Here is a 22148-nt window from a genome sequence, read left to right on the forward strand (position 1 = left end):
CGCCGCCCCCCTTCATCAATCCTGCTGGTGCTGCTCTTCGGCGGACTTCTCGGCGGACTCCGACGCGGGCTTGCCGGCGGACTGGTCGGCGGACTCCTCGACCGGCTCGGCCACGGGCTCGGCGACGGACACGGGCGCGGGCTCGGAACCCGGCTCGTGATCGGTCACCGCGACCAGCGCGGGCCGCAGCACGCGCTCGCCGAACCGGTAGCCGCGACGCAGCACGGCGGTGACGGTCGGCCCGCTGACGTCCGGGGACGTGCTGTGCTGCACGGCCTCGTGGACGGACGGGTCGAACTCCTCACCCTCGTGCCCGAACGGCGCCAGACCGGTGCCGTGCAGCGCGCCGACCAGCTTGTCGGCCACCGCCTTGAACGCGCCGGTCAGGTCACCGTGCGCGCCGGCCCGCTCGATGTCGTCCAGCACGGACAGCAGCTCGCCGGCCACCTGCGCCTTGGCGGTGGTGATCACCACTTCCCGGTCGCGGTCGACGCGCTTGCGGTAGTTGGCGTACTCCGCAGTCAACCGCTGGAGGTCGGCGGTCCGCTCGTCCAGCTGCGCCTTCAGCTCGACGCTCGGGTCGGTCACGGCCTGGGCCGGGTCCGGCAGGTCGGGGGCGGCGTGCTTGCCGCCACCCGCCGGGCCGGACGCCGAACCGGGCTCCGAGTCCGAGAGCGAGCCCGACACAGAGTCCGGCACGGAATCCGACGCAGAGCCGGACGCAGAGCCGGACTCGGGGCCGGTCTCAGCGCCGTTCTCCGCGCCCGACCCGGCACCTGTCTGGGCGCCCGCCTGGGCACCCGTCGACTCGGCCGGCGTCTCCTCGGGCGACGGGGTGCGCATCTCACCGGTGTCCGGGTCGACGCGCCTGCGGTCGCGCACCACGACGTGGGGCTGTTCCTCGGGCTTGGTCACTTCTTCTCGTCCTCGTCGACGATCTCCGCGTCCACGACGTCGTCGGCCTTGGGCGCGTCACCGGTGGGCGCACCACCGGCGGCACCGGCCGCGTCGGCCGTGGGGGCGTTGGCGTACAGGGACTGGCCGATGGCCTGGGACTCCGTGGCCAGCTTCTCCACCGCGGCGCGGATCGTGGCGATGTCCTCGCCCTTCAGCGCCTCGGTGGTCTCGGCGACGGCCACGTTGACCTTGTCCTTGACCTCGGCCGGGATCTTGTCCTCGTTCTCCTTGAGGACCTTCTCCGTCTGGTAGACCAGCGTCTCGGCCTGGTTGCGGACCTCGGCCTCGTCGCGGCGGCGCTTGTCCTCCTCCGCGTGCGCCTCGGCGTCCTTGATCATCCGCTCGATGTCGTCCTTCGGCAGCGCGGAGCCGCCGGTGATCGTCATCCGCTGCTCCTTGCCCGTGCCCATGTCCTTCGCGGACACGTGCACGATGCCGTTCGCGTCGATGTCGAAGGTGACCTCGATCTGCGGGACGCCGCGCGGCGCGGGCGGCAGGCCGGTCAGCTCGAACATGCCGAGCTTCTTGTTGTCCCGGGCGAACTCGCGCTCACCCTGGAAGACCTGGATCTGCACGGACGGCTGGTTGTCGTCGGCCGTGGTGAAGATCTCCGAGCGCTTGGTCGGGATCGTCGTGTTCCGCTCGATGAGCTTGGTCATCACGCCGCCCTTGGTCTCGATGCCCAGGGACAGCGGGGTGACGTCGAGCAGCAGGACGTCCTTGACCTCGCCCTTCAGCACACCGGCCTGGAGGGCGGCGCCGATCGCGACGACCTCGTCCGGGTTCACGCCCTTGTTCGGCTCACGGCCGCCCGTCAGCTCCTTGACCAGCTCGGCCACGGCGGGCATGCGGGTGGAGCCACCCACGAGCACCACGTGGTCGATGTCGCCGACGCTGACGCCGGCGTCCTTGATCACGTTGTTGAACGGCGAGCGGGTGCGCTCCAGCAGGTCGTTCGTGATGCGCTGGAACTCGGCGCGCGACAGCGTCTCGTCCATGAACAGCGGGTTCTTGTCCGAGTCCACGGTGATGTAGGGCAGGTTGATGGAGGCGTTGTTCGAGCTGGACAGCTCGATCTTCGCCTTCTCGGATGCCTCGCGGATCCGCTGCAACGCCATCTTGTCCTTGGTCAGGTCGATGCCGTTGGTCTGCTTGAACCGCTCGACCAGCCAGTCGACGACGCGCTGGTCCCAGTCGTCGCCACCGAGGTGGTTGTCACCGGAGGTCGCCTTGACCTCGACCACGCCCTCGGCCAGCTCCAGCAGCGAGACGTCGAACGTGCCGCCACCGAGGTCGAAGACCAGGATGGTCTGCTCCTTGTCGCCCTTGTCGAGGCCGTAGGCCAGGGCGGCGGAGGTGGGCTCGTTGACGATGCGCAGCACGTTGAGGCCCGCGATCTGCCCGGCCTCCTTGGTGGCCTGGCGCTGGGCGTCCTCGAAGTAGGCCGGGACGGTGATCACCGCGTCGGTGATCTCCTCGCCCAGGTACGCCTCGGCGTCACGCTTCAGCTTCATCAGCACACGCGCGCTGATCTCCTGCGGCGTGTACTTCTTGCCGTCGATGTCGTCCGTCTTCCAGTCCAGGCCGATGTGGCGCTTGACGGACCGGATGGTGCGGTCGACGTTGGTCACCGCCTGGTTCTTGGCGGGCTGACCGGTGAGCACTTCGCCGTTCTTGGCGAAGGCCACGATGGACGGGGTGGTACGCGACCCTTCGGAGTTGGCGATCACCGTCGGCTCGCCACCCTCGAGAACGGCGACGACGGAGTTGGTCGTCCCAAGGTCGATGCCGACCGCTCGCGCCATTGGATTCCTCCTGGTAGTGCGTGTGTGAGAGCCCCGCGTTGAGCGGCACCGGCTCAAGTTTGCCAGTACTGGCGGACTTGAGTCCACCCGGCTCAATCTTTCTGCCTGTCCAACGGCCGGGGGCGTTCCGGTGTTCCCGGGGCGGCGTGATCCGGGACACTCGTGGCATGGACTCACCCGCCGACATGACGGCCGCCGTCAGCCCGGTCGATGCAGGCGCTCACCGGGCGCACGCTGGACGAATGGGTCGCGCTGGTCGAGCAGACCTCACTCGATCCAGTGGACCGGAAGGCCGTCCGGGCGTGGCTGCGGGACGTGCACGGCGTGCCGCAGAACTCGCAGTGGGCGATCGCGGACGCGGCGGCGCGGCGGGCCGGGTGGGTCGAGCCGACGTTCACGGAGTACGTCGAGTCGCAGTACTCGGGGCGCAAGGAGGTGCTGCGGCCGTTGTTCGACCGGATCGCGACGCTGGTCCTCGGGTTGGGCGAGGACGTGCGGGCCGAGGGTCGGGCGACTTACGTGCCGTTCGTGCGGGGCCGGCAGTTCGCGGCGGTGCAGGCGTTGGCGTCGCGGATCGACCTGGGACTGCGGTTCACGTCCGCGCCGGACAGCGCGCGGTTGACGCCCGGCGGCCCCGGCCAGTCGACCCACAAGGTGTCGCTGACCGGGGCCGACGAGGTGGACGGCGAGGTGGAGGCGTTGCTGTTGGCGGCGTACGAGCAGAACGCCTAGACGGTGTGCAGCGTGACATCGCCGCTGCCGGCGCGCAGGAACAGTTCGGCGGAGGCGTTCGGGTCGTTCGTGACGCCGACCTCCTTGTCGCCGCTGTCCGCGTCCACGTTCACCTTGTAGGCGCCCTTCGGGACCTTGACGGTGAGGTTGCCGCTGCCCGACTCGGCGCGCACCGAGAGCGCGGCGGCCATCTGCACCTCGACGTCACCGGAGTTGCTGTCCACCGTCACCGCGCCGCGCATGTTCGCCAGCCGGGCGTTGCCGGAGCCGATCACGGTCTGCGAGTCGCCGCCGACGTCGGCCACGTCCAGGTCACCTGAGCCGATGTCGACGCGGACCACGCCGGCGACGTCGCGGACGGTCGCGTTGCCGGAGCCGACCTCGACCTCGACGGCGGCCACGCCTTCGAGCTGGACGTCACCGGAGTCGTTGAGGCCGGTGATCCGGACGTCCTTCGAGGGGACGGTGACCTCGTAGTCCACCGAGCAGCGGTTGCCGCAGCCGTCGAGGACCAGGGTGGAACCCTCCATGCGGTGGCTGACGCCCTCGGGCTTGTTCTCGTCCTTGGGGTACGCGACGTACCGCCGGATCTCGGTGTCACCCCCGCCGCCGGCGCGGCTGCGGACCACGACGTTGCCCGAGCCGTTCTGGAGCCGGACCTCGGTCACCTGGTCGGTCACCGGGTGCTGGTCCCTGAAGCCCGACTGCACGAGCCGCACGCACGAGGTGAGCCCCACCGCCGCGGCCACCGCCACGACGGCCGCCAACGCGATCCCCTTTACCACCACTGCCCCCTCGAACCTCAATGTTGATGAGGTTCAAGGTAGGCGTGCCCGACCGGCCGTCACACCAGGAAGACCCCCGACCCCGTACGGGGGTTGGCCCTACCCCTCGACTCGACGACCGGCGGTTTCGCGGTGTCCCAGCGAACGGCTCGCCCCGCTCAGCGTGTTCTGAGCGTTGAATTCGGGGGTCCTGAACGTAGGACACGGTGGTCCTGAAGGTACGACTCACGCGTTCTGAACGTAGGACTCACGCGGAGGGGTGGGTCAGGCGAGGGATTCGACGACTGTGCGGAGGGCGGGAGCGGAGCGGGCCGGGTCGCTGAGGAAGCGCTGCGAGGCGATCACGTGCGTCTCGGTCATCCGCTCCCACACCAGGCCCTGCACGGGCACCTCTGTGATCACCAGGCGGAACGGCTTCACGTACCGCCCGATACGGCTCTCCACGCCGCGCACCACCTCGCCGATCGGCAACGCGCCCCGCGACTTCACGTGCCGGTGTTCGTACGCCACCGCAGCCGCCCCAAGGGCCATCACCGCGGCCCGCAACCCGGGCCGGATCTGCAACGACGGCCCGGCCGGATCATCCGGCGCACCACCCGGCAGATCGGCACGGGCGTGGTCGAGCACGTCCGCCCACCAGCCCAGCCACTCCTCGGCCGCCGCCACGCGGTCCACCCCCGGCGGCACCACCACCGGCACCGACGGGTCCAGCCCGGGCAGTTCGGGGACGGTGTCGACCGAGAGCGCGAGCGTGTCACGGATGAACAGCGCGGTGTTGACCGTCTGACTCGTCCCGTGCGACACCTGCCACGACTCACGACCGGCGAACCTCATGCCACCAGTGTCCCGCGTGAAGGTCATCCGCCAAGCATCAGAAGGGACACAACGGGCTCCAAATCCTGCGCCATTGGGGGGAAATCCGCGATCAGCGCCTGGATCAGCAGCCCGTCGAGGCCCGCGAGGAGCGCCCGCAGCGCCACCGGGTCCCACGGCCCGACGACTTCCGCCATGAGCGAGATCCACCGACGTGCCGCCGGACGGAGCTCGGGTCGGCGGGCCGCCAGCAGGTACAGCTCGTACTCCGCGAGCGTCCTCCCGCGGTGCTCGCCGGCGGCGTCCGCGATGAACCGCGCCACCGCCGCCGGCGTCAGCTCCACGTTGCGGAAGCTCGAAGCCATCTGATCGGCCGACCACGTCAGCGTCGCGATCAGCAAGTCGTCCAACGTCGCGTAGTAATAGGTGGGCGACGTCGTCGGCACGCCTGCCTCACGCGCCACGGACCGGTGGCTCACCCCGGCCACGCCATCCCGTTCGACGACCCGCAGCGTGGCTTCCAGGATCGCCTGCCGACGCCGGTCGCCGCGCGCACGCCGGCCGTCAGGCGCTCGCACCGCTGCCCAGCTCGATGGCCACCACGCCGGCGATCACGAGCACCAGCCCGACGACCACCGTGGCGTTCAACGGCTCCTTGAACAGCACGACCCCGATCCCCGCGACCGCCGCGATCCCGAACGCGCACCAGATCGCGTACGCCACGCCGATCGGCATCCCGAGTTCCAGCACCTTCGCCAACGCCCCGAACGCGATCACGTACCCCACGACGACGACCGCGGACGGGATCGGCTTGCTGAAGCCCTCGGACAACTTGAGCGAAACAGTGGCGGTGACCTCCCCGATGATCGCCACGGCCAGCGCCAGGTACACGAGCACGCGTCCACCCCCAACAAGTTGAACGTCTGTTCCACAATCGTACCGCCCGTATGTGATCGGCCACGTCCAAGTGGTTACCGGCCAGTAATCGGGCGTAGGCTGCCGCTCCAGGAGAACGGACGAGAAAGGCCGCCACCACAATGGGAGCCCTCCAGCTCACCCTCGGCGCCATCGGCGTCGCCGTCAGCGTGTACGCCTGGGGCCTGTTCGTCGCCGGTGTCCTGCGGATGATCAAGATCATCCGACTGGGGCAGCCCGACGCGACCCGCAACGGGCCGTTCGTGCCCCGCATGCGCACCCTGATCGTGGAGTTCGTCGCGCACACCAGGATGGCCAAGCTCCGCAAGGTCGCGCCCTGGCACTGGATGGTGATGTGGGGCTTCCTGATCGGCTCCGCGGCGCTGTTCGAGGCCTACGGCGAGGTCTTCTACCCCGGCTTCCACTGGCCGATCATCGGCACCTGGTCGCTCTGGTCGCTGCTGGTCGAACTGCTCGGCGTCGGCACCGTGGTCGGCGGTGTCGCCCTGGCGATCATCCGCCAGCTCAACCACCCGCGCCGCGCCGACCGGCTGTCCCGGTTCGCGGGCTCCGACTTCAAAGCCGCGTACTTCGTCGAAGCGGTCGTGATCATCGAGGGCCTGGGCATCCTCGGCGTGAAGGCGTTCAAGCAGTCCTCCGGCCTGGAGGACCCACCGCTGTGGTCGTCGTTCGTGACCGCGCCGCTGGCCGAGATCCTGCCGTCGAACCCGGACTGGGTCTCGATCATGGCGATCATCAAGCTGCTGTCCGCCATGGTCTGGCTGGTCGTGGTGGCGAAGAACCTGACCATGGGCGTCGCCTGGCACCGGTTCAGCGCGTTCTTCAACATCTACTTCAAGCGCGAGGACGACGGCGGTGTCGCGCTCGGCGCGCTGAAGCCGATGATGAGCGGCGGCAAGGTCCTCGACCTGGAGGAAGCCGACCCCGACAAGGACGTGTTCGGCGTCGGCAAGGTCGAGGACTTCTCGTGGAAGGGCTGGCTGGACTTCAGCACCTGCACCGAGTGCGGTCGCTGCCAGTCCCAGTGCCCGGCGTGGAACACCGGCAAGCCGTTGTCCCCGAAGCTCCTCATCACCCAGCTCCGCGACCACGCGTTCGCCAAGGCGCCGTACCTGCTCGCCGGCGGCAGCAAGGACATGGCGGGCGACGAGGTCGGCCTGACGAGCGACAAGTACGAGGACTACAAGAAGCGCCTCGAATCCATCGACGTGCTGGCGATGGCCGAGTCGGAGCGCCCGCTGGTCGGCACCGCGGACGAGCTGGGCGTCATCGACCCCGAAGTGCTGTGGTCCTGCACGTCGTGCGGCGCGTGCGTCGAGCAGTGCCCGGTGGACATCGAGCACGTCGACCACATCGTCGACATGCGCCGCTACCAGGTGCTGATCGAGTCGAACTTCCCGTCCGAGCTGGGCGGCATGTTCAAGAACCTGGAGAACAAGGGCAACCCGTGGGGCCAGAACGCCAAGGACCGCCTGGCGTGGACCGAGGGCCTGGACTTCGACGTGCCGGTGTTCGACGGCGAGCTGGGTGACGCCGAGTACCTGTTCTGGGTCGGCTGCGCGGGCGCGTTCGAGGACCGGGCGAAGAAGACCACCCGGGCGGTGGCCGAGCTGCTGCACACCGCCGGCGTCAAGTACACCGTGCTGGGCCCGGAGGAGACGTGCACCGGCGACCCGGCGCGGCGTGCGGGCAACGAGTTCCTGTTCCAGATGCTGGCGCAGCAGAACGTCGAGGTGCTGAACACGGTCTTCGACGGTCGTGAGCCCGGCCAGCGCAAGGTCGTCGTGACGTGCGCGCACTGCTTCAACACGTTGGCGAACGAGTACCCGCAGGTGGGCGGCACGTTCGAGGTCGTGCACCACACGCAGTTGCTGAACAAGCTGGTGCGCGAGCGGCGGCTGGTGCCGGTGGCGGAGGTCGCGGAGGACATCACCTACCACGACCCGTGCTACCTGGGCCGGCACAACAAGATCTACGAGGCGCCGCGCGAGCTGGTCGGCGCGTCGGGCGCGACGTTGCGCGAGATGCCTCGCCACGGCGACCAGTCCATGTGCTGCGGCGCCGGTGGCGCCCGCATGTGGATGGAGGAGCGGATCGGCAAGCGCATCAACCTCGACCGGGTGGACGAGGCGCTGGGCACCGCGCCGTCGAAGATCGCGACGGGCTGCCCGTTCTGCCGGGTGATGTTGACCGATGGTGTGACGGCACGGCAGAACGAGGGCACGGCGGGATCGCACATCGAGGTCGTGGACGTGGCGCAGCTGCTGCTGACGTCCGTGCGCCGGGGCCAGGCCCTGGAGCGCGGCGACGTGCCGACGGACGAGACCCCCACCGGCACCCCGCTGCCGAACGAGGACAAGGCGCCGTCCAGCTAGTCCCTTGTGGCCGGTCTCTTTGGACGGCGAACGCCCCTCGGTCCTGTTCGGACCGAGGGGCGTTGTCGTTGTTCCAGAACTGGGGTTTCAGTCGGTGATGCGGTCGTAGACGAGGTTCAGGATCCAGCTCGTCAGTGCCACGATGATCGCGCCGAAGAACGCCGGCCAGAAGCCGCTGACGTCGAACGGCAGGCCCAGTTCGCCCGCCAGCCAGCCGGTGAGCCAGAACAGCAGCGCGTTCACCACCAGGCCGATCAGACCCAGCGTGACCAGGTAGAACAGGCAGCCGAAGAACTTCACCAGCGGCTTGACCACCGCGTTGACCAGACCGAAGAGCAGCGCGACGCCGATCAGCGTGCCGATCTTCGCCGGTGTCGACGCGCTCGATTCCAGGTCGATGCCGGGAATGAGCGTGGCGACCCAGACCGCCACCGCCGTCAGCAGTACGTGCACCAAAATGCCCATGCCGCAGGCTAACGGTGGTGGCGGCTGTCCAAAAGGGTCGGACGCGAGGGCCGTCACATCGCGCGGGACGTGCCGTCGCGCCCTAACGTCGGGCCATGGCACCTGACCAGTCGAAGGGCGGCGAGAGCACGGTCACCGTCCTGCTCGCGCTGGCGGTGAACCTGGCCATCGCGGTGATGAAGGCGATCGCCGGGGTGATCACCGGGTCGGCGGCGATGATGTCCGAGGCGGCGCACTCGGTCGCCGACACGTTCACCGAGGCCTTGTTGCTGACGGCGCTGCGCCGGTCCGCCCGGCCCGCCGACCGCAGGCACCCGTTCGGGTATGGGAAGGACCGGTACTTCTGGTCGCTGCTCGCGGCGGTGTCGATCTTCGTGTCGGGCGCGGTGTTCGCGTTCTACGAAGGTTTTCGGACGGTGTTCGGCGCGCCGGAAGAGCAGAACAGCCCGGTGGTCGGGTACGTCGTGCTGGCCGTCGCGTTCGCGCTGGAGTCGGTGTCGTGGACGCAGGCCGTGCGGCAGGTGCGGCGGGAGGCGCGGGCCGAGGAGCGGTCGATGCTCGCGTTCCTGCGGGTGTCGGACGACCCGACGGTGAAGACGGTGTTCCTGGAGGACTCGGCGGCGCTGGTCGGGCTGCTGCTCGCGTTCGGCGGGCTGGGGCTGCACCAGGTGACCGGGTCGTCGGTGTGGGACGGCGTGGCGTCGTTGGCGATCGGGGCGCTGCTCGCGTTCGCCGCGTACACGTTGGCGGCGACGAACCGTGGGCTGCTGATCGGCAGGCAGGCCGACCCGGTGCTGGTGCGGGCGGTGTGGTCGCAGCTGCGGGCGGCGCCGGAGGTGGAGCGGGTGGTGGACCTGCTGACGATGGCGGTCGGCACGGACCGGGTGCTGGTGTGCGCGCGGCTCGACTTCGACGACTCGTTGGGGGCCGCCGACCTGGAGCGCGCGTGCGTCCGCATAGACGCCGAACTACGCGCCGCGCACGTCGAGTTGGACGAGGTGTTCCTGGAGCCCGTGCCGCGGAACGACCCGGACCTGCGGTCGCGGGTGCTGGCCCGGTACGGGGAGCTGAAGCTCTAGCGCTCGGTGTTCTAGCCCTTGGCGCTCTAGCGCTTGGTGTCGGTGCGGTGGAAGTTGAGGTACGCGCGTGACGGCGTCGGACCGCGCTGGCCCTGGTAACGGGAGCCGGCCTGCGACGAGCCGTACGGGAACTCGGCCGCGCTGCTGAGCCGGAACAGGCACAGCTGGCCGATCTTCATGCCGGGCCAGAGGGTGATGGGCAGGTTGGCGACGTTCGACAGTTCGAGCGTGATGTGGCCCGAGAAGCCGGGGTCGATGAAGCCCGCGGTGGAGTGGGTGAGGAGGCCGAGGCGGCCGAGCGAGGACTTGCCTTCGAGGCGGCCCGCCAGGTCGTCCGGGAGGGTGACGAGCTCGAACGTCGAGCCGAGCACGAACTCACCCGGGTGGAGCACGAACGGCTCTTCGTCGGCCGGCTCTACCAGCGAGGTGAGGTCGTCCTGCTGCATCGCCGGGTCGATGTGCGTGTAGCGGGTGTTGTTGAAGACGCGGAAGAAGCGGTCCAACCGGACGTCGATGCTGGACGGCTGCACCATGACGTCGTCGAACGGCTCCAGCACCAGCCGGCCGGAGCCGACCTCCTTGCGCAGATCACGGTCGCTTAGCAGCACGGTGACAGCCTATGTGTATGATCGGGCACGCAACACGCGGGTGTAGTTCATTGGTAGAACGACAGCTTCCCAAGCTGTAGAGGCGGGTTCGATTCCCGTCACCCGCTCAAGTGAACGAAGGCCCAGGTCACGTCGACCTGGGCCTTCGTCGTAGTCGGGCCAGAACGTCACCGTGCTGTCTACGTGCGGTTAGTCGACCAGGGCCAGGACGCCAGCGGTGCCGTCATCCTCGCCATTTCCGCCGCCACGTTCCCGGTCGACCAGGCCGCTCAGACCGGCCGCGATCTCGCGAGACGCCTCTGTAGTCGCGTGCTGGTAGATCAGCGCCGCCCGAGGACTGTCGTGCCCCATCCGCGCATCAGGTTCCGCGTGCTGGCCTTGGTGCGCGCAGCCAAGGGTGTTCCCGGTGCTGGAGGTCGTGGAAGTGCAGGTGGGGCACGCTGATGTCAGCGACCGCCTTCTTCCAGCCGGTACGCAGGTTGAAGTCGCCCCGGCGCAGCGGGTTGCCACGCTGGCCCGTGAACACCCGGGCATCGGGAGCCGAGTCGGTGAACTCGTCCAGGTGAGCGAGCAGGTCAGCCCTGATCGCCTCCGGGATCGCGACGGACCGCAGGCCAGCTCGTGACTTGGGAGGGCCATAGACCAAGCCCCGACCGGGCAGCTCCACGAACGCCCCAGCGACGCGGACAGCACTCGCGTCCGGCGCGATGTCCATCCGCCTGGGAGCTGTGATCTCGTCCCACCGGAGCGTGGCGAACGCCGCCAGGAGCACGAAGTCCCGGTACCGCCGATCAGCCATCCGCGACGCCAGGTCGAACACCTGGGCCACGGTCAGCACCGGCCGTTCGTCCGGGTTCTCCGGGCCAGCGCCGCGCACCTGGCACAGGTTGCGCGGGATGATCCAGTCCTCGTTCGCCGCCGTCATCAGCACGGCCCGCAGCAGTCGGTACGCCTTGGCAGCCATCGACTGCGAGACGCCCGCAGCGAGCAAGCCCGCCCGCCACTTCCTGATCATGGGCGTGTCGAGATCATGGGTGTGTCGAGTTGGCCGAGCTGGAACGCGTCAAGGGGGGCAGATCCGGCCCAACAGGCCAGAATGGACGGAAGGTGTCCCCTTGACACGCGCGTTTGGGACGAGCCAGGTCGGAGGGATGACCCGAAACCCTCTGCTAGGACTTCAACCCTCCGTAAGCAGAAGGCGATACGGCCCCGTATTTTTCGTAGTAGAGCCGAGATCGGACGGGCAGGAAGGCTTGGATCCCATCCGTATGGTGGTAGATGGCGCAGCAAATGTCATCGTTCGACTACGCATTGAATGTGCAGCAGTGGCGAAACAAGCCGAAAGGCGGCCTAAAGGCGGCCCAATCAGAGTAGAGCGTGACCCCTCGTAGTCGCCCCGAGGTGGCTGATTGCAGGTGGATCGAGGAACGCGACAAGCTATGAGAGTAATCGAGCTCGCGCCGTTTCCTTCCACAGTCGCGGCGCGCGCTCTACTCCCCAGACCATCGAGGAGCAGTCCTAGCATGTATCACCTTGAACCTGTCACGGTAGCCGCCTTCGGCATGATATGGATGATCGTCACTGTTAGCGCCCTTGGAGCCGTTGCCGTGCTGTCCCCCCACCGATGGCAGCGACAGGCGGCACGTGACGTCCTCGTTCTCCTTCTCCGAGGACGATCCTGACGCACAGGTACCTGTGTCGAGGCAGGCATCCAACGAGCGTCCACCTGGCAGCCACCGCAAGCCCTACCCGCCGAACGCCGCTCGCACTACTTCATCGACCTGGCGAGAGCCCAACTCGACCTCGGCCACCACGAAGACGCCTACCTCTGCCTGCAAGCCGCCCGCCAAGCAGCCCTCGAACACACGCGCAACCATCCGCAGGTCCGCCAAGCCCTATCAGTCCTACTGCGCACTCACCCGTCACTCAGCTCCGGCTTACTCGACCTGGCCGCGTGGGCCGGCGCTCGCTGAGCCGACACACCGGACTATCGGCTCACGCCTTCCCCAACAGCTCCGGCAGCTCGTGCAACGAGTCGATCACCCAATCAGCATCACGACGCACCAACGGATCATCGGCCCACAGGTACCCCCACGGCCCACGCCGAATCAACGCAGTACGCAACCCAGCCGCCTTAGCGGCCACAACGTCGTTGTCACGGTGGTCGCCGACATAAAGCACGTCACCCGCAGCCTCCGCAGGCGTCATGTCCACAACCCGCTCGAAGAACTCGGGTGAAGGCTTGGTCACACCCCATTCACCAGAGGTGGCGAGCCCGTCCACCGGTAGGTCCAATGCCCGCAGCAGTTCAGCCGCCCGAGCAGTTTGGTTCCTCGCCACCCCGACCCACAGCCCAGCCTTCCGCAACCCGGCCGACCCGGTCCGCACATCCGGGTACAGATCCCCGCTATCGATGCGCTCGCCCACCCCCGCCCGCTTCCGCAACTGCCTCTCGTGAGCGACATCGAAGCCAGGCCGGAAATAGTGGAGCGTCTCAGCGTTGTCCCGCCCCGCCGCAGTAACCGCACCGAGCACCGTCGAGAAGGTGTGCCGGGATACCCCGATCCAGTCGGCCCAAGCACCCCACTCCCGCGAGTTGTCCAACAACGTCTCACCGACGTCGAACACCACCGCAGACACCAAGCCCTGCACCTACGCCATCAACGCCCACCACGCGACGACCACACCAGCCCCACCCACACTCAGATGGCCTGACCACGCAGTCAAGGCGTTCGTGCCCTACGCCGCCGCGGAGGCTTCTTCACTGCCGGCAAACCACGTGGTCAGTGGTCGCCGGCGCCCTTGCGCTGTTCGGTGGTGTGCCTGCCGCCCTCGAGCCTGCTGACGGTCGAGGGGTCGCCGACGGATCGCTCGTTCGGCGACCGTTCAGGTGGCTCGGCACAGCCGCACCAAGCAGGGGGTTACATCCCGTATCGGTCGCAGTTTCGGAGGACTGCGGTCAGGTTTGGCAGTGCCTGGTCGGCGAACTTGACGGCCTCGGCTGTCAGGTCTTCCGGTGGGGGATCCACTTTGCCGGCCAGGCGGGTTGGTGGCAGCAGGGCACGGCTTAGGGCTGTTCCGTAGCGGATTTCCGGGTTCGGGCTGGTGTAGAACACGTTCAGCACCTTTCCCAGCCTTTCGGCGATTTCCCAATCGGTGACGCCGTCGAAGTCCGCGAGCGCCTCGCTGACCTCGGGGCTGGTTTCGGCGATCGTGTTGATCTTCTCGATCAGGTAGCGGCTGTCGCGGAGCAGCGTGGTGCAGAAGGCGAGCAGGCCCGAGTCGGCTCTCATCCGCATCAGCGTCTTGAGAGCCCGCTCGATTGCGGATACGCCCCAGGTGTTCAGGGCGCGTTCGGTCACGACGACCACCGCTTCGGGGCCACCGATCTTGCGCAGACCCTCCAGCGCTGCCTTCTCCACGGTCTGGTCGTGCTGGTGCAGCGCGTACGGCCGCAGGACCGCCGCCGACCTGAACACGTCCTTGGGATCGCGCAGCCGGTTGAGCAGTTCGGCGCGTTGCCGGCGTTCGGGTTTGACCAGGTCGACTAGCTCTTCGACGCTCGCCCGGTAGTTGTCCGGGTCCAGCAGCAGGCACTTCTTGGCTCGTAAGTCCACCGGGAGGCTGCCGACGCTCAGCCCGGCCACGAGGGCAGGCACGACCCGGACGCCCGCCCGCTCGATCTCCAGCAGCATCCCTGAGGTGAGTTCGTACTTCACCCAATTCGACCGCAACGCAGAGGGGGACAGGACCGCGAGGAAGTAACCGGCCGACGTGATGCCGTCGTTGATCCGGTCGCGGATGAAGTCACCGGGCTTCATCTCCCAGGCATCCCACCACACCCGGACGCCGAAGCGGTGCAGGTCTTCGGCCAACTCGCGCACCAGGGGGCGGTCTTCGGTGTTGTAGCTGATGAACAGGTCGTACTTGGTCCGCCTGCGCAATGCCGCTCCCGCCTCGTGCATGTGCCACGCCGACCGGGCCCAGTCTGCCGGCTCTGCGCCCGTCCCGGACCGGGGTGCGCACGGGTGGCCCGGCCGCCTAGCGGGAATCTCGAGCCGTGGCTGCTGGAGCGGAAACCCGTCACCGACGAGGTGCTTGCACTGAACTTGGACGGCAACGCCCACAGTCCGCACCACCAAGCGCTGACAGAACTTCGCGCTCGCCACCGGGCCTCTGCACGGGTGCACAAAGGCCCAGGTCGGTTGACCTGGGAGGCCCTCGTCATCAAGGGGAAGGTCGGCCGGTCCGGCCGACCTCCCGGTCCACAGCGGGGTCACACGCCCCGCAGTGGCGGGTAGGGCTCTCCGGGTGGGTGCTGCGACCTGTTGGCGTCCTTGGCGTCCTGAAGCTGGTCCTCCAGGGTGACGATGCGGCAGGCCGAGTCCAGCCCTGTGCCTCGGTCCACCATCACCCGGACGCGGGCGGCCAAGCGCAGTTGGCTGCGGGAGTACCGGCGGTGTCCGCCGGCCGAGCGCTGCGGCTCGATCAGCTTGGCCTCGTCCAGGCTGCGCAGGAACCCAGCCGAAGTGCCGAGCATCTCCGCGGCCCGTCCCATGGTGTAAGCGGGGTAGTCGTCGTCGTCGAAACGCTCGGCCGTGGTCTGCGCGTCCGGCAGCTGGTGGTCGTGGGCTTCCTCTGGGTTCATCGCACCTCCGCATCACGAGGGGCCCCGGCGCAGTAGCGCCGGGGCCCCAGGGTGTTGGGTTCCACTTCCACCTAGCCGACCGTGAGACCGGCTTTCTCTGTCCGCGCCACCCGCACTAGAAGCGGGCGCTGCGGGGATCGCATGTGCGTAACCGAAGACCACCTTCCAAACCGATGGAACTGCGGTACCCGTCCGGCCGAGTTCAGCCGAAGCCGGGCGATCCGATGGTGTACAACCCTGCCCTTTTCCTCTGATTACTACTTCTTGCACTCTCACGCAACGGTCGGCACCGGTCCTGATGCACATGCCGGAATCACCTCACCGACCACCCTTGGCCACCTACCTGGAGCCCCGTCCACTGATCGGCTCCGGCACACCTGGCCGTACTGCACACGTACTGCCATTCATCAAAACTGCTTTAAACGCTTGCCATTTCACCCGGTCGTCGGCACCGGGATCGTTCCTCCGGTCGTAACCGCCGATCAACCCTTGGCCCACTGCCGAGGAGCCCCTTCACCGACTGGCCCCAGCACGTCCGACCGTCAAGCCTCTAGCTCACGGGCAGTTCGTCATCTCCCGTGTCACTGACTTTCTCTCTTCCAACGAGGTGAATACTACGCACACGGACAGACGAATGTCTACCTCGGCTGGCACAGATTTCCTGATTCGGGCAACAAAGGCCTCTCACCAGCGAAGATCGCTCCGGCTGGTGCCGGGGGCGACGCGCTCGTGCCATCCCGTCGTGTTCCGGGCAACCGCCCCCCGGCTCGGGCGTCTTGAGGACGAGATCCACTTGGGGGACATGATGCGCAAGATCGCCCTGATGTTGGCCTGTCTCGCCCTGACCGGCTGCTCGAACATCGAGGCCGACCCGACGTTCCTGGTCCTCGGCGTGTACGACACCACGTACGAGGTAAACGTCGTGAGTGGCCGGCCGCGGGATCTGAGGGCGGACAACTGGCACCGGCAGCACGTCGACAAGGGTCAGTTCGCGACCGAGGTGCAGGAGGGCGACCACGTGATCTGCCACCTGGAGGAGGCGGCCACGATCCTGCTCACGGACTGCCGCAAGACGGAGTTGCCGACGTCGTCTCAACCCGCCTCCCGCGGCTAGCGCAGCCGGTCGACCCAGGTGTCCAGGCGGCCGAGGGACGTGCGGAGGTCGGCCAGTAGCTCCAGCGCGTGCGTGTGGGCGGCGGCTTGTTCGGGCGGGGTGACGGGGCGGTGGCCGAGTGCGCGCCAGACCATCCACGCCGCGCCGCCCAGGTAGACGCGCAGGAGGCCCGCGAACGCCGCCGGGGACGCCGACGGGCGCCGGCCACCTGCCGTTTCGTACGACCTGATCACGGTGTCGAACGCGGTCCGGTCCTCGCCCAGCCCACTGAAGTACAGCGCCGCACGGGTCAGTTCCCACTCCGCGTAGTCCGGGCCCGCGCCGTCCCAGTCCACCAGCAGCGGTCCGTTCGGGGTCTCCAGGACGTTGTCCGGCTTCACGTCCCGGTGCGTGCTCACCAGCGTCAACTCACCTACGTCCGCAGCAATCACCAGAGCCTCGGCGATGTCGGGCAGATAACCGCGCACGGCGTCGGTGAAGTCGTTCGGCGCCTCGTCCAGCCACTCCAACCACTCCTCGACCGGATGCGGTTGCCCGTCAGGCCGCCCGGCAGCGGGCAACGTGTGGAGGGACGCCAGGGTCGCACCCACCCACGCCGAAACGTCCGAGGTCAGCGGCCCGCCTTCATGCCACTCGTGCACCAGGTAACTGGCGACCTCGTCACCGACCCGGACGTCCGCCAGCAGCGGCGCGGCCGGTTCGAGCGGGTGGACGGGACGGGGCATGGGGAAATCGCGCGAGTGGGCGGCCAGTTGGATCTCGGCGGACACCAGGTAGTCGCGCATCCACCAGTCCTCGCGCGACCGGTTCAACCGCTTGACCGCCCACGTGCCCCGGGACGTGCGCAGACGCCACATCAGATGCGAACGCCCACCCGCCACCGGCGTCCACGGCTCAAGGACGTCACCGAGCCCGAACGCCGCCGCCACACCCGTCTGCCACTCCACACCGTCAGACGCTAAGCGACCCGCCCCCGCGTTCACGACCCGGTCGAACGCCACACCTGCTCGTAACGCTCCTGGTCCCGCTTCGTCCGCTCCTTGCGCACCGCAGCCGCCGCGCCCGCCGGATAGCCGTACTTGGTCATCCGGTGGTCGGTGCTCTCGATCGCGTACGACACACCGAAGTACACACCCACCACCAGCCCCAACGACCCGCACGCGATCGCCAGCGGCAACGGGGAACCCAGGCCCAGCACCAACGCCAGCGTGATGGCCACCGTCAACGGCAGCACCTGGAGGAACATCCGCACGGCGAACCAGGCCAGCCACGTCGGCTTGGTCGCCTGCCGGAACACCCACTCCCGGTGGTGCATGGGCAGCCTGCCGCCGAGCAGGTACCACGCGCGCAGCGGCACGGCGGGCCGGTTCACGTCCGCTCCGTCGCGGCGATCACCCTGGTCAGCACGGAGTGCAGGTCGCGCAACTCGTCCAGCGACATCCCCAACCGCTCCACCACCGCGGGCGGGATGGCCAACGCCTGTTCGCGCAGCGCCGCACCGGTCTCGGTCAGCGTCACGGCGAGCAGCCGCTCGTCCGCCGCGTCCCGCGACCTCGTCACGTACCCGATCGCCTCCAGCCGCTTGAGCAGCGGCGACAGCGTCGCGGGCTCCAACGCCAGCAACCGGCTCAGCTCCTTCACCGACAACGGCGCGCGGCCCCACAGGGCGAGCATCACCAGGTACTGCGGGTGGGTCAGCCCCATGGGCTCCAACAGCGGCCGGTAGAGCGCGACCACGTTCCTGGACGCGATGGACAACGCGAAGCAGACCTGCCGTTCCAGGTCCAGCGGGTCCTCGACGTTTTGTGCACTAATCATTAGTACACACACTATGCCCTCACCAGCGGTTCTCCCATGCGACCATCACCACATGGGGGAACGATTACGCAGCGGACGGGCACGCGCCCGACTAGTGGTCGGCATGACGTGTGGGCTGATGATCGCCGGCTTGTACTGGTTCCGGTACGAAGGACCGTACGAAACGGTGGACGGATACCTGGCCGTCGGCACGGCCGCACTCCTCAACATGGCAGTGCGTGCGTGGTTCGTGTCGCTGGAGTTCACGCCGGACGGGATGGTCGTGCGCAACGTGTGGCGCACTCACCGGCTGCGGTGGGACCAGGTCGTGGACGCCTGGTACGTGCACCGCACCAGCTGGAAACGGGAATGGGTGTACCTGCGGCTCGACAACGGCCACGTGATCCGCGTGGACGCGTCCACCGAGGCGCACTTCGCCTGGTACCTCGCCCTGGACATCAAGACACGGCTCGACGCCCGACGCTGATCAGGCCGACGCTGATCAAGCGTCAGCGGGCTTCCAACTCCGCCCAACCGCCGCCGCGCGCCAGCACGGCCCGCACGTCGGCGACGTGCTCGACCACACCCGCGAGATCGCTGTGCAGCAACGCCGCCCGATCCGCGTCGACTTGCAGCACGTCGTCCCGCCACAGGTCCATCGGCAGGCTCACCACGAACACCACCGAGTCGACCAGCCTCAGCACCGCCGCCGCCCGGTCACCGGCGTACGTGCCGCGGATCCGGTCGCACTCGGCCAGGACCGTCCGCAACCCGCACACGGCCTCGGCCGGTGTGCCGTCCCACTCGGTCGACGGCCACAACCGGCTGCTCAGCGCCAGCCACAGCCGCCACCCGGCGGCCGACTCGGCCTCGTCCCGCGGTCGCCAACTGTCCATGCGCCCCACTGTGCGGGCGCGATTGGCGCCCGCACAGCGGAGATGACCGATCCCACAGATCAACAGGTCGGCGTCACGCGCGCGCGGACACCTTCTCCTCGTCCGGGTCGGACCGCAGGGAGTCGATCAGCTCGTCCCGGTCGGCCGACGGTTCCGGCTTCAGCAGGAATCCGATCCCCAGGTAGAGCACCAGCGACACCAACAGCGGCGAGGACACGATCACCGCCTGGGTGACGAACTCGACCTTGGACTGCTGCAACACGTACAGCACCGCCCACGTGCCGAGGCCGCCGATCACCGAGGCCTTCGCGGCGGTCGGGCCGACCTTCCGGAACCACGGCAGCATGCCGAGCATCAACGGGATCGCGACCGGGCCCATCGTGGCCGCCACCAAGGCGATCACGACCTTGAGCACGAATCCCTTGGTGTCCGCGGTCAACGCGATCGTCATGCTCAGCCCGATGAACGCGAACGTGGTGATCCGCGCCAGCTGCAACTGCGCGGGCTCGCTGAGCCTTGTCGCGCCCTTCCACAGCCTGGGCAGCATGTCCCGGGTGATGACCGCGGAGATCACGTTGGCGTCCGACGACACCATCGCCATGGTGTGCGAGAAGAACCCCGCCAGCACCAGACCGATCATGCCCGCGGGCAGCATGAGCTTGCCCATCTCGACGTACGCCTGCTCGGCGTTGGCCTCCATGCCCGGCACGATCAGCGGAGCCGCCCACATCGGGAAGAACAGCACCAGCGGCCAGAGCAGCCACAGTGCGCTCGACAGCAGCGCGGAGCGCCTGGCGGCGGCGCCCGACGGCGCGGCCATGTAGCGCTGCGCCAGGTTCCACATGCCGCCGTTGTACTCCAGCGTCTTGATCAGGAACAGCGCCATGAAGAAGATCAGCGTGTACTGGCCGGACAGCGGCTCGGAGTTCCGCTCCGGCAGCTGGTCCCAGATCTTCCACATGAAGTCGATGCCGCCGAAGTGCGCGGCGACCGCGACGAACATGGCGATGCCCGCCACGCCCTGGATGATGAACTGGCCGAAGTCGGTCAGCGCGTCGGCCCACAGGCCGCCGAGCACCGAGTAGACCATCGTGACGACGCCGACGATCGTGATGCCGAGCCAGATCGGGACGCCCGCGAAGCCCTGGAGCAGCAGCGAGACCGCGACCCACTTGGCCGCGATGTCCACCACCTTCAGCGCCGCGCCCGCCCACGCCATGATCTGCTGCGTCGGCACGTCGTAGCGGCGGGCCAGGTACTCCAGCGGCGACTTGACGCCGTGCTTGGAGCGCAGCCTGTTCCAGGCGCCCGCCCAGAGGAACGCGCCGATGCCGACGCCGAGCCCGATCGTCAGGGCCCACCAGATGTAGACGGTGAGCCCGAGGCGGTAGGCCTCGGCGGCGAAGGCCACGAACATGACCGCGCTGTAGCCGGACATGTGGTGCGAGATGCCGGACAACCACCAGGGCATCTTGCCGCCCGCGGTGAAGAAGTCGGAGATGTTCTTGATCCGCCCGCGTGACCAGTAGCCGATCGCCACCATCACGAAGAAGTACCCACCGACGACGACCCAGTCGAGGGTGTCCATGAGGCCTCCACGAGTGTTCGGCCCACGGGTGGCAGCGCGTGTACTCCGGCGGCGGGTGCGCGGCGTCCCACATGGGTGTGTGACGTACGTCTTACGAGGCTGTTGCCTCTGACGGAAGGCCGTAGGCCGTCATTGAGTCACATTCGTGACTGTTGTTCATGTATGTGACCAACGAGACCGCGTATGTACGGAAAGTAGTTCGCAGAATCCGCGTCATGGCCGGTTCGCCGGAAGGTCGCACCGGCATGCGAACCGTTCTCAACGCGCGCCCGCTCATGCCCAGCGCTGAGCGGCGAGGCCCCGGGCCGGGGATCGCCCTGGTCGACCCCCTGCCCCTGTTCCGCGAAGGACTGGCCGCCGTGGTGCGGCGGACGCCCGCCATGCACTGGCTGGGCGCCACCGGACACCTGAACACGGCGGTGCGGATGCACGAACGGCTGCGGCCGGACGTGCTGCTGGTCGACTCGATGCTCGATCCGCAGGGCCACCTGGCGACCCTGCTGACCGGCAACGACTCGTCCTTGGTGGTCATCTCGCTGGTGCGGGAGCCGCATCGGACGGCGAAGTTCGTGCGCGCGGCGCTGTCGGCCGGGGTGCGCGGGATGGTGCCGAGGTCCGGTGAGATCGGCGAGGTGATGCAGGCCATCGCCCGGACGCACCTGGACCGGACCTACCTGGACCCGACCCTCGCGCCGCTGGCCGCCGGGTTCACGCCGACGGCCGAGGCGGGCACGCGGCGGTCGCTGTCACGGCGGGAGTACGAGGTGCTCCAGCTCATCGCGGACGGGCTGGAGAACCAGGCCGTGGCGAGTGAGCTGTACGTGTCGGTGGAGACCGTGCGCACGCACGTGAAGAACATCCTGCGCAAACTCCGCGCCCGCGACCGCACCCACGCCGTGTCCCTGGCGTACCAGTCGGGCCTCTTGTCGGGTGGCGTCCTCCAAGCCTGACCACCGCGCGTGACCACAGCGCCTGACCTGTCACGCCCGGCCGACCACCTGGCTATCCACAACCCGGCCATCCACAACCCGGTTGTCCACAACCTGGTTGCCCGCTGACCGGTTATCCACAGCCCGCCGCCGACGACCCCAGACCGTCGGTGCCACCTGGCAGGATCAAATCAAGGGATCCCCTTGCCGGGGACCCCTGCGAAGCACACCCACGCCAAACCTCACCCCTCCACACACCCCACCACCGCGCGAGCCATCCACTCCGGCACCGCGAGTCGTCCGCGCGCGCACCGCGAGCCATCCACTCCGGCACCGCGAGTCGCCCACTCCGGCACCGCGAGTCGTCCACCCCACCGCGACTTGTGCACTGCCGCACAGCGAGTTGCACTCAAACTCCGGCACCCCGCAAGTTGCGCACTGCGGAACCGCTGGTTGCGCATTGCGGCCTTCTGCCCGCTCCGGCACCGCTCTGAAACCCGACACTGCTCCGATGCCGCCCCGGCACCGACCCGACCCCGCCCCGGACCCCACACGCAGCCCCCGACTGCGCCGCCCGTTCCGGCACCCCCCACCGGCCGCTCCGGCACCGCGAACCTTCCG

At 68.4% G+C, this 22148-nt stretch carries 25 protein-coding genes and 1 tRNA gene; 7 read left to right on the top strand and 19 right to left on the bottom strand.

The annotated features are described in order from the left end of the window. Nucleotides 1-15: 15 nt before the first annotated feature. Together grpE and dnaK are read right to left on the bottom strand one after the other, a co-directional pair. Nucleotides 16-915, bottom strand: coding sequence for a nucleotide exchange factor GrpE (gene grpE / locus F4560_RS31455; RefSeq protein WP_312869589.1), 900 nt, complete (start codon nucleotides 913-915; stop codon nucleotides 16-18). Continuing rightward, a complete protein-coding gene (dnaK, locus tag F4560_RS31460) occupies nucleotides 912-2762 on the bottom strand; it encodes a molecular chaperone DnaK (RefSeq protein WP_184926307.1) in 1851 nt (616 codons plus the stop codon). The genes grpE and dnaK overlap by 4 nt, the downstream gene beginning before the upstream one ends. 210 nt (nucleotides 2763-2972) lie before the next feature. Between dnaK and F4560_RS31465 the strand changes: the two genes are divergently transcribed. Next, nucleotides 2973-3494 (top strand): DUF5655 domain-containing protein, encoded by a 522-nt coding sequence (locus F4560_RS31465; RefSeq protein ID WP_221483703.1) that lies wholly within the window; start codon nucleotides 2973-2975, stop codon nucleotides 3492-3494. Here the strand turns inward: F4560_RS31465 and F4560_RS31470 are convergent. The 4 genes from F4560_RS31470 to F4560_RS31485 form a co-directional block, all read right to left on the bottom strand. After that, on the bottom strand, nucleotides 3491-4279 hold the full coding sequence (locus F4560_RS31470) for a DUF4097 family beta strand repeat-containing protein (RefSeq protein ID WP_184926310.1): 789 nt from the start codon (nucleotides 4277-4279) through the stop codon (nucleotides 3491-3493). The two genes, F4560_RS31465 and F4560_RS31470, sit on opposite strands and share 4 nt — an antisense overlap. 264 nt (nucleotides 4280-4543) lie before the next feature. Further along, nucleotides 4544-5113 carry a hypothetical protein gene (locus F4560_RS31475; protein WP_184926312.1) on the bottom strand — a complete coding sequence of 190 codons (570 nt, stop codon included), beginning with the start codon at nucleotides 5111-5113 and terminating at the stop codon, nucleotides 4544-4546. 23 nt (nucleotides 5114-5136) lie between these two features. After that, nucleotides 5137-5670 (bottom strand): TetR/AcrR family transcriptional regulator, encoded by a 534-nt coding sequence (locus tag F4560_RS31480; protein WP_184926313.1) that lies wholly within the window; start codon nucleotides 5668-5670, stop codon nucleotides 5137-5139. Beyond that, nucleotides 5657-5989, bottom strand: coding sequence for a DMT family transporter (locus tag F4560_RS31485; protein WP_184926315.1), 333 nt, complete (start codon nucleotides 5987-5989; stop codon nucleotides 5657-5659). Before F4560_RS31485 ends, F4560_RS31480 begins: the two co-directional genes overlap by 14 nt. Nucleotides 5990-6129: 140 nt before the next feature. Between F4560_RS31485 and F4560_RS31490 the strand changes: the two genes are divergently transcribed. After that, complete coding sequence (locus tag F4560_RS31490) at nucleotides 6130-8403, top strand: (Fe-S)-binding protein (RefSeq protein ID WP_184926317.1); 2274 nt, start codon at nucleotides 6130-6132, stop codon at nucleotides 8401-8403. 87 nt (nucleotides 8404-8490) lie between these two features. Here F4560_RS31490 and F4560_RS31495 read toward each other — a convergent pair whose 3' ends face one another. Further along, nucleotides 8491-8868, bottom strand: a complete 378-nt coding sequence (locus tag F4560_RS31495; RefSeq protein ID WP_184926319.1) for a phage holin family protein — start codon at nucleotides 8866-8868, stop codon at nucleotides 8491-8493. Between the two features lie 95 nt (nucleotides 8869-8963). Between F4560_RS31495 and F4560_RS31500 the strand changes: the two genes are divergently transcribed. Next, nucleotides 8964-9947 carry a cation diffusion facilitator family transporter gene (locus F4560_RS31500; protein WP_184926321.1) on the top strand — a complete coding sequence of 328 codons (984 nt, stop codon included), beginning with the start codon at nucleotides 8964-8966 and terminating at the stop codon, nucleotides 9945-9947. Nucleotides 9948-9973: 26 nt separating this feature from the next. On the opposite strand, the gene dcd is transcribed toward F4560_RS31500, so the two are convergent. After that, complete coding sequence (gene dcd / locus F4560_RS31505; protein WP_184926323.1) at nucleotides 9974-10555, bottom strand: dCTP deaminase; 582 nt, start codon at nucleotides 10553-10555, stop codon at nucleotides 9974-9976. A gap of 36 nt (nucleotides 10556-10591) precedes the next feature. On the opposite strand from dcd, the gene F4560_RS31510 reads away from it, so the two are divergent. Beyond that, a tRNA-Gly gene (locus F4560_RS31510) sits at nucleotides 10592-10662 on the top strand. Between the two features lie 82 nt (nucleotides 10663-10744). Here F4560_RS31510 and F4560_RS31515 read toward each other — a convergent pair. From F4560_RS31515 to F4560_RS31535, 6 genes are all read right to left on the bottom strand, one after another. After that, nucleotides 10745-10906, bottom strand: a complete 162-nt coding sequence (locus F4560_RS31515; protein WP_184926325.1) for a hypothetical protein — start codon at nucleotides 10904-10906, stop codon at nucleotides 10745-10747. Between the two features lie 7 nt (nucleotides 10907-10913). Beyond that, nucleotides 10914-11570, bottom strand: coding sequence for a site-specific integrase (locus tag F4560_RS31520; RefSeq protein ID WP_184926327.1), 657 nt, complete (start codon nucleotides 11568-11570; stop codon nucleotides 10914-10916). A gap of 730 nt (nucleotides 11571-12300) precedes the next feature. Continuing rightward, entirely contained in the window at nucleotides 12301-12432 is a 132-nt protein-coding gene (locus F4560_RS45775) for a hypothetical protein (protein WP_281391966.1), read from the bottom strand. A 118-nt stretch (nucleotides 12433-12550) separates the two neighbouring features. After that, nucleotides 12551-13198: an HAD family hydrolase gene (locus tag F4560_RS31525; RefSeq protein ID WP_184926329.1), complete on the bottom strand. Its 648-nt coding sequence runs from the start codon at nucleotides 13196-13198 to the stop codon at nucleotides 12551-12553. Nucleotides 13199-13476: 278 nt separating this feature from the next. Beyond that, nucleotides 13477-14520: a toll/interleukin-1 receptor domain-containing protein gene (locus F4560_RS31530; protein WP_184926331.1), complete on the bottom strand. Its 1044-nt coding sequence runs from the start codon at nucleotides 14518-14520 to the stop codon at nucleotides 13477-13479. Nucleotides 14521-14831: 311 nt separating this feature from the next. Beyond that, complete coding sequence (locus F4560_RS31535) at nucleotides 14832-15203, bottom strand: helix-turn-helix domain-containing protein (RefSeq protein ID WP_184926333.1); 372 nt, start codon at nucleotides 15201-15203, stop codon at nucleotides 14832-14834. Between the two features lie 742 nt (nucleotides 15204-15945). Between F4560_RS31535 and F4560_RS31540 the strand changes: the two genes are divergently transcribed. Continuing rightward, nucleotides 15946-16317 carry a hypothetical protein gene (locus F4560_RS31540; RefSeq protein ID WP_184926335.1) on the top strand — a complete coding sequence of 124 codons (372 nt, stop codon included), beginning with the start codon at nucleotides 15946-15948 and terminating at the stop codon, nucleotides 16315-16317. On the opposite strand, the gene F4560_RS31545 is transcribed toward F4560_RS31540, so the two are convergent. From F4560_RS31545 to F4560_RS31555, 3 genes are read right to left on the bottom strand one after another with little or no spacing between them, the layout of a single operon-like run. Next, nucleotides 16314-17264: a phosphotransferase family protein gene (locus F4560_RS31545; protein ID WP_184926337.1), complete on the bottom strand. Its 951-nt coding sequence runs from the start codon at nucleotides 17262-17264 to the stop codon at nucleotides 16314-16316. The genes F4560_RS31540 and F4560_RS31545 overlap by 4 nt on opposite strands. Nucleotides 17265-17296: 32 nt before the next feature. Then, nucleotides 17297-17689, bottom strand: coding sequence for a DUF5313 family protein (locus tag F4560_RS31550; RefSeq protein WP_184926338.1), 393 nt, complete (start codon nucleotides 17687-17689; stop codon nucleotides 17297-17299). Next, complete coding sequence (locus tag F4560_RS31555) at nucleotides 17686-18135, bottom strand: MarR family winged helix-turn-helix transcriptional regulator (RefSeq protein WP_184926340.1); 450 nt, start codon at nucleotides 18133-18135, stop codon at nucleotides 17686-17688. Before F4560_RS31555 ends, F4560_RS31550 begins: the two co-directional genes overlap by 4 nt. A gap of 52 nt (nucleotides 18136-18187) precedes the next feature. Here F4560_RS31555 and F4560_RS31560 point away from each other — a divergent pair, with 52 nt between their 5' ends. Next, on the top strand, nucleotides 18188-18601 hold the full coding sequence (locus F4560_RS31560) for a PH domain-containing protein (RefSeq protein WP_184926342.1): 414 nt from the start codon (nucleotides 18188-18190) through the stop codon (nucleotides 18599-18601). 22 nt (nucleotides 18602-18623) lie between these two features. Here the strand turns inward: F4560_RS31560 and F4560_RS31565 are convergent, their stop codons facing one another. Both F4560_RS31565 and F4560_RS31570 read right to left on the bottom strand, forming a co-directional pair. Beyond that, entirely contained in the window at nucleotides 18624-19010 is a 387-nt protein-coding gene (locus tag F4560_RS31565; RefSeq protein ID WP_246477906.1) for a hypothetical protein, read from the bottom strand. A 73-nt stretch (nucleotides 19011-19083) separates the two neighbouring features. Beyond that, a complete protein-coding gene (locus F4560_RS31570) occupies nucleotides 19084-20598 on the bottom strand; it encodes a sodium:solute symporter family protein (protein ID WP_184926344.1) in 1515 nt (504 codons plus the stop codon). A gap of 245 nt (nucleotides 20599-20843) precedes the next feature. Between F4560_RS31570 and F4560_RS31575 the strand changes: the two genes are divergently transcribed. After that, nucleotides 20844-21548, top strand: coding sequence for a response regulator transcription factor (locus F4560_RS31575; RefSeq protein WP_184926346.1), 705 nt, complete (start codon nucleotides 20844-20846; stop codon nucleotides 21546-21548). The last annotated feature ends 600 nt before the right edge of the window (nucleotides 21549-22148 follow it).

The organism is Saccharothrix ecbatanensis, from assembly GCF_014205015.1.
Taxonomy (GTDB): Bacteria; Actinomycetota; Actinomycetes; order Mycobacteriales; family Pseudonocardiaceae; genus Actinosynnema; species Actinosynnema ecbatanense.